Annotated in this window: 13 protein-coding genes; 3 read left to right on the top strand and 10 right to left on the bottom strand. The window is 68.2% G+C overall.

Annotation, left to right across the window (positions count from 1 at the left end):
• Nucleotides 1-670, top strand: a 670-nt coding sequence (locus tag AC5RUJ_RS06655; protein WP_494155693.1) for a hypothetical protein, incomplete at its 5' end; no start/stop codon positions are given.
• A gap of 94 nt (nucleotides 671-764) precedes the next feature.
• A complete protein-coding gene (locus AC5RUJ_RS06650) occupies nucleotides 765-1202 on the top strand; it encodes a DUF1801 domain-containing protein (protein ID WP_494127695.1) in 438 nt (145 codons plus the stop codon).
• A 10-nt stretch (nucleotides 1203-1212) separates the two neighbouring features.
• On the opposite strand, the gene AC5RUJ_RS06645 is transcribed toward AC5RUJ_RS06650, so the two are convergent.
• The 10 genes from AC5RUJ_RS06645 to AC5RUJ_RS06600 all read right to left on the bottom strand — a co-directional run bounded on the left by AC5RUJ_RS06645 (nucleotide 1213) and on the right by AC5RUJ_RS06600 (nucleotide 8894).
• Nucleotides 1213-2052 carry a PhzF family phenazine biosynthesis protein gene (locus AC5RUJ_RS06645; protein ID WP_494127696.1) on the bottom strand — a complete coding sequence of 280 codons (840 nt, stop codon included), beginning with the start codon at nucleotides 2050-2052 and terminating at the stop codon, nucleotides 1213-1215.
• A 76-nt stretch (nucleotides 2053-2128) separates the two neighbouring features.
• On the bottom strand, nucleotides 2129-2578 hold the full coding sequence (rplI, locus tag AC5RUJ_RS06640) for a 50S ribosomal protein L9 (protein ID WP_493988326.1): 450 nt from the start codon (nucleotides 2576-2578) through the stop codon (nucleotides 2129-2131).
• Between the two features lie 27 nt (nucleotides 2579-2605).
• Nucleotides 2606-2845 carry a 30S ribosomal protein S18 gene (rpsR, locus tag AC5RUJ_RS06635; protein WP_136787674.1) on the bottom strand — a complete coding sequence of 80 codons (240 nt, stop codon included), beginning with the start codon at nucleotides 2843-2845 and terminating at the stop codon, nucleotides 2606-2608.
• 58 nt (nucleotides 2846-2903) lie between these two features.
• On the bottom strand, nucleotides 2904-3464 hold the full coding sequence (locus tag AC5RUJ_RS06630) for a single-stranded DNA-binding protein (protein ID WP_494127697.1): 561 nt from the start codon (nucleotides 3462-3464) through the stop codon (nucleotides 2904-2906).
• A 94-nt stretch (nucleotides 3465-3558) separates the two neighbouring features.
• Nucleotides 3559-3864, bottom strand: coding sequence for a 30S ribosomal protein S6 (rpsF, locus tag AC5RUJ_RS06625; RefSeq protein WP_136787676.1), 306 nt, complete (start codon nucleotides 3862-3864; stop codon nucleotides 3559-3561).
• Nucleotides 3865-4167: 303 nt separating this feature from the next.
• The gene (locus AC5RUJ_RS06620; RefSeq protein WP_494127698.1) at nucleotides 4168-4887 is read right to left on the bottom strand and encodes a response regulator; all 720 of its coding nucleotides are present in this window, start codon (nucleotides 4885-4887) and stop codon (nucleotides 4168-4170) included.
• Nucleotides 4880-6148 (bottom strand): sensor histidine kinase, encoded by a 1269-nt coding sequence (locus AC5RUJ_RS06615; protein WP_494127699.1) that lies wholly within the window; start codon nucleotides 6146-6148, stop codon nucleotides 4880-4882. The genes AC5RUJ_RS06620 and AC5RUJ_RS06615 overlap by 8 nt, the downstream gene beginning before the upstream one ends.
• Nucleotides 6149-6167: 19 nt before the next feature.
• Nucleotides 6168-7016, bottom strand: a complete 849-nt coding sequence (locus AC5RUJ_RS06610; protein ID WP_494127700.1) for an ABC transporter permease — start codon at nucleotides 7014-7016, stop codon at nucleotides 6168-6170.
• A gap of 2 nt (nucleotides 7017-7018) precedes the next feature.
• Nucleotides 7019-8005, bottom strand: a complete 987-nt coding sequence (locus tag AC5RUJ_RS06605) for an ABC transporter ATP-binding protein (protein ID WP_494049213.1) — start codon at nucleotides 8003-8005, stop codon at nucleotides 7019-7021.
• A 229-nt stretch (nucleotides 8006-8234) separates the two neighbouring features.
• On the bottom strand, nucleotides 8235-8894 hold the full coding sequence (locus AC5RUJ_RS06600) for a GntR family transcriptional regulator (protein WP_494001163.1): 660 nt from the start codon (nucleotides 8892-8894) through the stop codon (nucleotides 8235-8237).
• A 98-nt stretch (nucleotides 8895-8992) separates the two neighbouring features.
• Here AC5RUJ_RS06600 and AC5RUJ_RS06595 point away from each other — a divergent pair.
• The coding region (locus AC5RUJ_RS06595; protein WP_494155692.1) for an MFS transporter at nucleotides 8993-9407 on the top strand (415 nt) is incomplete at its 3' end.

The following is a 9407-nucleotide window of genomic DNA, read 5'->3' as shown; positions in this document are numbered from 1 at the left end:
GAGGCCGGCCGCTGCCACCACCCGGGCGGCCGCCGCGGCGGCCAGCGGCCGCTTGAACCAGCAGCAACATACCGCGGTCTACGCGCTGATCGCGCAGGGGCAGGCTTTTGCGGCGATCCGCGAATACCGCACCGCCACCGGCGCGGGGCTCCGGGAGGCTACCTCCGCCGTCGCGCAGATGTCCGCGCACCCGCAGCCCTACACGGCACCCCGCCAGGATGCCGCCCCTACACTCCGCCCGGAGGACGAGGGGCCCCTGGAGGGGCACCCGGCGCGCCCGGAGGACAAGGAGGGGCGGGAGTCGTCCCCGGCTCACCCGGAGAACGAGGCACCGCGTCAGGCAGCCGCTGCGGACCTGCCGGAGGACGAGGAGCCACGAGCGACGGCCCCCGCATACCCCGCGGACAAGGTCGTGCCGCCGGCGGATACCGCTCCCGCACCGCTTCCCGAGCCGGCCGGATACCGGTACCGGGCCATCGTGTCCAAGGGCGACACCATCAGGGAGGTGGCCAGCACCCGCCTGAACGACGCCGTGTTCCAGCGCATCCGCACCGCTGCCCTGGGCGGCGATCGCGACGGCGCCGTCCGTCTGCTATTAGAGCACTCGGAGGCGACCGAGGCGGAGGCCCATGAATTCGTGGATTTGATCGAGCCGGACGAGGAGCCCTAGCTACAGGTCCGCACGCAACCCCGGCCGGCGCCGCAACGATCCTGGGCCCCTGGCGGTGCTGGCAGCGGGCAGGGCTTTCTGGAACACTTCAGCCATGGCCGAGAACAAGACTGCACCCACGGACGTACCCGTCGACGTGTTCCTTGCATCGGTAGAACACCCGGTGCGGCGCCGGGACGGCGAGACCGTGTTGCGCCTCATGCGGGAAGTGACCGGCGAGGAGCCGGTCATGTGGGGCCCCTCGATCATCGGCTTCGGCAGCTACCACTACAAATATGCCAGCGGCCGCGAGGGTGACGCCGCCGCCGTGGGCTTCTCGCCTCGGAAGGCCAATCTGGCCCTCTACGGCCTGACGTACGCGCCCGGCTCCGCGCCGCTGCTGGAGCGCCTGGGCAAGCACAAAACCGGCGCCGCGTGCCTGTACATCAACAAGCTCGGGGACATCGACCTCGACGTGCTGAGGGAACTGGTCCAGCTCGGCTACCGGCACATGACCACCACCGACCACGAGTCCCTGCAGGGCCAGCGTTAGGGCGGGCGGGTCAGAGCTTTACTGTCCCGCTGATCACGGTCTCTACCGTCCCGCCGACCCAGACCTCCCCGCCGTCGGAGTCGATGTAGACCCGGGCGTCCCGGCCTAGCGCCGTTCCCTGCCGAACGGTGTACGCAGCGGGTGCCGCTCCCTCGTCGATCAGCCACTGCGCCAGCGCGGCATTCAGGCTGCCGGTCGCCGGATCCTCCGCCGGCAGGTCTTCGAAGCCCATGAGCCCGCGGACTTCGAAGTCGACGGCGGAGCCGCCGGGATGGGCGCCGATCAGTCCGACGCCGAACGGTGACAGGGCGGCATAGTCGGGCACGACGTCGAGGACTGCCTGGGCGTCCCGCAACTGCAGGGCCTGCCACTCGGGGCCGTTGTCCGCCCACTGGTGGCGGATCACCTCGTCCCGTCCAATCCCCAGCGCGGCACAGATCTTCGCGACGTTCTCCTCGGGAAGCGGCCCGGTCCGCCGCCGGGGCGGCGCAGCGAAGGCCAGCCGTCCGCCGTCGTGCTTGACCTTGACCAGGCCGGCGCCGCATTCCTGCACAATTTCTCCGACGGCCTTCGGCTGCCCGCCGGCGGCGAGCCAGACGTAGGCCGTGCCCAGCGTCGGGTGGCCCGCGAAGGGCAGCTCGCCGCTGGGCGTGAAGATCCGGACCAGATAGTCGGCTGCAGCGTTTTCGGGCGGCAGGAGGAAGGTGGTCTCGGATAAGTTGGTCCAGTTGGCGAAGCGCTGCATCTGCTCTTCCCTGAGGTCGCCGGCACCCGAGACGACCGCCAGCGGATTGCCCGTGCACGGTCCGGTGGCGAAAACGTCTACCTGGCTGAACTGATGTGTGCTCACGTCCTCCAGCGTACCGGGCGTTAAACGCCGCAGGCCGGGTCCTGGACGGACCCGGCCTGCAGCGACAGCGAGGCTGTTAGCCTGCAACGACCTTCAGGTCGATGACGGCGGAGACCTCTTCGTGCAGACGCACGGTGGCCTGGTAGTCGCCCACCGACTTGATGTGCTCGGTCAGTTCGACCTTGCGCTTGTCGATGGCGCCGAGGCCGGCGGCCTCGACAGCGGAAGCAACGTCGGCCTGCTTGACGGTGCCGAACAGGCGTCCCGACTCGCCGGCCTTGACGGTCAGCGTGACCGGCTTGGCGGACAGCTGGGCAGCCAGCTGCTGCGCGTCTTCAAGGGATGCGATCTCGCGAGCGGCACGTGCAGCCTTGATGGACTCCACCTGCTTCTCGCCGCCCTTGGTCCAGGTCAGGGCGAAGCCGCGGGGCAGAAGGTAGTTACGGGCGTAACCGTTCTTTACCTCGACGACATCGCCAGCAGTGCCGAGACCGGTCACTTCGTGGGTCAGAATGAGCTTTGCCATGTCAGTACTCTCTCCTCTTCGCTTCGCTTAGCCGCGGCCAGCGCCGGAGTAGGGCAGCAGGGCAACTTCGCGGGCATTCTTGATTGCCAGTGCGATCTTGCGCTGCTCCTGTACGGTGACGCCAGTCACGCGGCGGGCGCGGATCTTTCCGCGGTCAGAGATGAACTTGCGCAGCAAAGCTACGTCCTTGTAGTCGATGACGGTGACGTCAGCGGCCTTCAAGGGATTGGACTTTGGTTTGGGCTTACGAATTTCAGCCTTAGCCATCGTGGAGCTCCTTTATCTTGTGGAGCCCGTGGATCTTTTCCACGGGATGGGGTTTGTTTTAGAAGGGCGGTTCGTTGGAGTCCGGACCGTTGCCCCAGCCGCCGGAGGTGCCGCCGGCTGGTGCTCCCCAGGGGTCGTCCTGGGGTGCGGGCTGCTGGCCGGACTGCTGTCCGCCCCAACCGCCCTGGTTCTGGCCGCCGCCGAAACCACCGCCGCCAAAGCCGCCGCCGAAGCCGCCCTGGCCACCGCCGGAGCGCTGGGTACGGGTGACCTTGGCAGAGGCGTAACGCAGCGAGGGGCCGATTTCGTCGACCTCAAGCTCCATGACGGTACGCTTTTCGCCCTCTTTGGTTTCATACGAACGGGACTTCAGCCGGCCCTGAACGATCACGCGCATGCCCTTGGTCAGGGTTTCGGCGACGTTCTCGGCAGCTTCGCGCCACACCGACGCCCGGAGGAACAGGGTTTCCCCGTCCTTCCATTCGTTGGACTGGCGGTCGAAGGTCCGCGGCGTGGATGCAACGGTGAAGTTCGCTACCGCGGACCCGGACGGGGTAAACCGCAGCTCGGGATCGTTGGTGAGATTACCGACGAGCGTGATAACGGTTTCGCCTGCCATGTTGCCTCCTGATGTCCTGGTCCCGGTTGCCGGCGGCGCGCGGGAATGTCTTCGTCAATGCCGCTCCCGGAAAGGGGGCGGCGATCACAGCTGATTACTCAGCGGAGATCTTCTGCTCCTCCGGGCGGATGATCTTGGTGCGCAGGATGGTCTCGTTCAGACCAAGCTGGCGGTCAAGCTCAGCAGCAGTGGCGGGAGTGGCGGTGAAATTGACCACCGCGTAGATGCCTTCGGACTTCTTCTTGATGTCGTAGGCGAGCCGGCGGCGTCCCCAGATGTCCACCTTGTCGATGGTTCCACCATCGTTGCGGACAACGTTGAGGAACTTGTCGAGCGAGGACTCTACGGTACGCTCTTCGACCTCGGGGTCGATGATTACCATCAGTTCATAAGCACGCATTGTGAACCCACCTCCTTCGGGCTAAGCGGTCACGGTCTTTCCGTAACAGGAGGTTCTGTTGCGTTGCCTGCCCGCCACCGCGCGGCGACTTCCGTGTGTTTTGGCTATTGTCACAGGAAATACCGGCCGGCGCCGACAGCACAGACTTACCAATGGTACCGGACGGCGGTCCGGGCTCGTGAATCCGCCGGCCGGACCTGTCCTCCACAGGGCGGCAGGCCGGGAGCGCCGTCCCCCACAGGCCGGGAGCCAGCACCTTGCGGCACAAGGGTCCCGAGCGCCCCGCCCCGGGGATCGGCGGTGTCAGTAGTCCAGCCCCAGGCTGGGCACCACCAGCCCGGTCTCGTACGCGTACACCACGGCCTGCACCCGGTCGCGCAGGTGCAGCTTGGCGAGGATTCGCCGGACGTGCGTCTTGACGGTCGCCTCCGAGAGGAAGAACCGGTGGGCGATCTCGGCGTTGGAAAGACCCTCGGCGATGGTCCGCAGCACTTCCAGTTCGCGCGGGGTCAGGTCATCCAGCAACGGGTCGCGCTGCGGCGGCGCGGCCGGGCTGCCGCCCGGGGTCAGGCCGCGCACATAGGTCTCCAACAGGCGCGCCGTCACCCGGGGCGCCACCACGGCGTCGCCGGTGGCTACCAGGCGCACCGCCTGGACCAGTTCCGCGGGTGCCACGTCCTTGAGCAGGAAGGCGCTGGCCCCGGCCTGCAGCCCGGCAAAGGCATACTCGTCCAGATCGAAGGTGGTCAGGATGATCACCCGCGCGCACAGCCCGGCGGCCACGATCTGCCGGGTGGCCTCGATGCCGTCCATGACCGGCATCCGGACGTCCATCAGCACCACGTCCGGCGCGAGGTCATGCGCCAGCCGCAGGGCCTCGGCGCCGTCGGACGCCTCCCCCACCACCGCGACGTCGTCTTCGCCCTCCAGGATGAGCTTGAACCCCATCCGCAGCAGCGGCTGGTCGTCCACCAGCAGCACTTTTACCGGCCCGGCCTCGCTGCCGTCCGCGCTCTCAGACACTCGTGTTTTCCTCTCCGGGCCAGTACAGGGTTGCCTCCACCATCCAACCACCGCCGGACCGCGGACCGGCGGCAACGCGGCCGCCGTAGATGGCGGTCCGCTCCCGCATGCCGTGCAGGCCCTGCCCCGCGCCGAGTGAATCGGCCGGCCCGTCCGGCCGGCCGTCGTCGGCCACCGTGATGTGCACGGCGTCGCCGTCGCGGATCAGGGCAACGTCCACCCTGGACGCGTCCTTGGCGTAGCGCAGCACGTTGGTCAACGACTCCTGCACAATGCGGAACACGGTGAGCCGGAAATTCTGGTCCTCGGGCAACGCCGGTCCTGCCATGACCGTGCGGAGCGGCAAGCCCGCGGCCCGGAAGCCGTCCAGCAGCCCGGTCAACTGATCCCCGGACGGCACCGGCGCCAGCGGGGCCGCGTCGGTTCCGTTTTCGCTGCGCAACACCCCCAGCACCCTGCGCATGTCGGCCAGCGCCGACCGGCCGGTCGCCGACAGCCGGTCCAAAACCTGGCCGGCGCGTTCCGGATCCTTGCGCGCGACGACGGCGGCGCCATCCGAGAGCGCGATCATCACCGAGAGCGAGTGTGCCACGACGTCGTGCATCTCCCGGGCGATCCGGGTGCGTTCGGTCGCCGACGCCAGGCGGGCGTTGTCAGTGGCCCAACGCTGGAGTTCGGCGTCGTGGAGCCGGTCCCGGCGCACCGTGACCCCGATGCCCGCGGCGATGACGTTGGCCAGGACCAGCACCAGGCCGGTGACCAGTCCGACGTAGCTCGGGACCTGTCCGAGGGCAATCTGCTTGACGATCTCCGGCGGCATCCGGACGCCCATCCCCACCAGCATGGGCACGGCGGCGAGGACCGCTGCGATGATGGCCTGGACCGCCGGCCGGGCGGTGGCGACCGTGTAGACGGCGAACCACATGGCAAAGGAGCCGCTGCCGGTACTGGTCAGCACCACGATCAGAAAGTCCACCAGGGCGATGGCGGCCAGCACCAGCAGCGGCGACCGGCGCCGCCAGATCAGCGCGGCGCCGCCGGCCAGCAGCAAAAGCAACGGCGGCCATTCGCCGGCGACCGCCGTGATCAGGGCATTAGGCAGGCCGAACAGCACGTGGATGCCGACCAGCACCCAGTCCATCACCACGGGGTGGGTGTGGAAGTAGCGCCGGATCGGTCCCCGGCGCCTGGACGATATTTCGGTGAAGGAGACGGCGGCCGTTCGTTCCGCCGCCTCCTTCACCGAGGCTTCTTGATTCACGCGTTAAGCCCGGCTGCGCCTAGACGTCCCGTGTCTTGGTGGTCACGGCCGCCCCGGCCAGCAGTACTGCCGCCCAGGCCGCCATCACCAGCCCGCCCTGCCACTGGGTCAGGTCGCCCTCGGCCGTTTCGAGCATGAGCATTTGGCGTCCCGCGTTGGAGGGCAGGTAGGGCATCACGCCGTCCTGGACCCAGTCGAAGGGGATGATCTGGGCGACGATGGGCAGCACCAGCAGCAGCACGACCAGCGTGACGATGCCGCCGGCGCTGTTGCGCAGCAAGGATCCGAGCGCCAGCGCCATCAACGCCACCACCGCCAGGTAGAGGCCGGACAGCAACATGGACTGGACGAGGTTTTCCACGTCGAGCCCGAATTCTTTGCCGTAATTGGCCAGGATCGGCTGCAGCAGGAAATAGGTGGCAAAGCTGGACGCGATTCCGACGACGGCTGCGACGACGGCGACGACCAGCGCCTTGGCGAACAGCGGCGACAGCCGGGACGGCACGGCCGTCATGGTGGAGCGGATCATGCCGGTGGAGTATTCGGAGGCGATCAGCAGCACGCCCAGTGACCCGATGATCAGCTGGCCGAAGTCGATCCCGCCGCTGGTCATGAGGTACAGGATGGACTCATCCATGCCGGCGGCCGCCGGATCCTGGCCGGCTGCCTCCATCTGCTCCATCCCGGTGGCGACGCCCCAGCCGCCGAGCAGCCCGATGCCGACCATCACCACGACGGTGGTCGCCAGCAGGACCCAGGTGGAACGCAGCGTGGTGAACTTGATCCACTCGCTCGTCAAGGTCCGGGGGAAGCTCACGCCGGGGCCGGTGACGCGGCCCGCCTGCGGGGTCAGGGTTGCAGCGCTCATGGTCACTTTCCTTCCTGGCCGACGCCGGCGGCGACGGCAGCGTGCCGTCCCGACCCTGCACTGCCGGCGTTGTCGTGTACATCGGCCACCGGGCCGGAATGGTATTCAACTTCGTCCTTGGTCAGGTCCATGTAGGCCTCCTCCAAGGACGCCTGCAGCGGGGTCAACTCATAGACGAGCACCTGCTGGGCGAGGGCCGTCTCGGCGATGTCCCGCGCCGGGACGCCGCTGACCTCCAGCAGTTCCGGTTCGTGGGCTTCGACGGTGACCCCTTCCCCGGCCAGCGCGCGGGTGAGGACGTCGGGCCGGTCGGTGCGTACGCGCACCCGCTGCGCCCGGTTGTTGAGGATGTCCTGGATGGGCGCATCGGCGATGATCCGGCCGCGGCCGATGACGATCAGGTGGTCTGCGGTGACCGACATTTCGCTCATCAGGTGCGAGGAGAGGAACACGGTCCGACCCTCTGCCGCCAGTGCCTTGACCAGGTTGCGCACCCAGAGGACGCCTTCGGGGTCCAGCCCGTTAACCGGCTCGTCCAGGATGACGGTCTGCGGATCACCGAGCAGGGCGGCCGCGATGCCCAGCCGCTGCCCCATGCCCAGCGAGAATCCGCCGACGCGCTTTTTGGCGACGGCGCCCAGGCCGGTCAGCTCGATCACGTCGTGCACCCGCTTGGTGGGGATGCTGTGGGTCGCGGCCATGGCCCGGAGGTGGTTGTACGCGGTCCGGGAGGTGTGCACCGCCTTGGCGTCGAGCAGGGCGCCGACTTCGCGCAGCGGGGCCCGGTGCTTGGCGTAGTGCTTGCCGTTGACCAGGACGTCACCGGCGGTGGGACGGTCCAGTCCCATGATCATGCGCATGGTGGTGGACTTGCCGGCGCCGTTCGGCCCCAGGAAGCCGGTCACCCGACCCGGCTGCACGGTGAAGGAGACGCCCTGCACCGCCGGTTTGTTTCCGTAGACCTTGACCAGGCCCTGTGCCTCGATCATCTGAACCGTCCTTCGTAAATGGAATAGCGCCCGGATTCCCGGGACCAATGAATACGTTACGGAGTGCCGGCCGGCCGCACACCGCACTGCGGGATGATCTTCGCGTCGGGCCGGATCGTCCTTACGGATGACGCTACGTGCCGCGGGCAGGCGGGCGTTACCGGGGGAAGCCCTGAGCGGCCCCTGACCGTTCCCGGAACGCTGCTGTGTACCGGAAGAGGTGCCAGCACTAAGCCCAGAGGTCGCTGGGCCGCTCGAACTGACGGGCCATCGCGGACCGTACGCTGCGCAGGTGGCTGCGCATTGCGTCGGCCGCACCCGCGGCGTCGCCGGCGGCCACGGCCGTGAAGATGGCCTCGTGTTCCACGAGTTCCTGCTCGGCCGCCAGGTGGGCGTGCAGGCCGGGCAGCACGCGGTAGGCGCGGGAGGTCTCGTCGAGGCAACGGGCCAGGAACTCGTCAAGCCGGCGGTTCCGGCCGCCACGCGCCAAGGCCCGGTGGAACGAGTAGGCGTGCTCCATGCTCACGAGCGGTTCAGCAGCGGCCTTCTCGCGCTGATTGTCCAAAAGGTCCCGCAGCGTGGCCAGCAGGGCGTGGTCCGCATAGTCGGCGGCACTCGCGCAGGCATGCGGCTCCAGGAGCATGCGGAGGTCGAGGACCTCGGCGACATCATGCGAGCTCATGGTCATCACCAGGTAGCCCTTTTTGGGGAGCACTGTCAGGAGTCCCTCCGTGGTGAGCAGGCGCAGCGCCTCCCGCACAGGGGTTTTCGAGACGCCGAACTCCTCGGCGAGCCGTGGCTCGACCACGAGGGATCCGGGGGCCAGGTTCCCCGCGAGGATTTGCCGGCGCAAGGCGCCGGCGACCCGATCGGTCATCGACTCGGCCACGGAACCCCCTCACGAAACATTCTTGTGAAGCATATCACGGCGTGCTAGAAATATCTTTCAGATATACCATCGCTTCGCGTCCGCCCTTAGGAGGAACCATGACTAGCAACACCGCCGTTGCCAGCAGTCCCGCAAGGCTTACCCCGGGCGCTCGTCGCGCGCTCTTCGCCGCGACCCTCGGCACGCTCATCGAGTGGTATGACTACGCACTGTACGGCGCGGCGGCCGGCCTCGTCATCGGGCCGCTCTTCTTCGCGGAGACCGGGTCCGGGGCGTCGCTGGCGGCGTTTGCGACCTTTGCCGTGGGCTTCGTGGCCCGGCCTTTGGGCGGGGTGTTGATCGGGCATCTGGGCGACCGGCACGGCCGCCGACCGGCGATGCTCCTGACGATCCTGCTCATGGGTGCCGCGACCGTGGGCATCGGCCTGCTGCCGACCGCGGCCGCCATCGGGGCTGCTGCACCCCTCCTTCTCGTCGTGTTCCGGCTCCTGCAGGGCCTCGGCGCGGGCGCCG

Source organism: Arthrobacter sp. Y3223164 (assembly GCF_059091005.1).
This window is presented reverse-complemented; position numbering and strand designations above follow the sequence as displayed.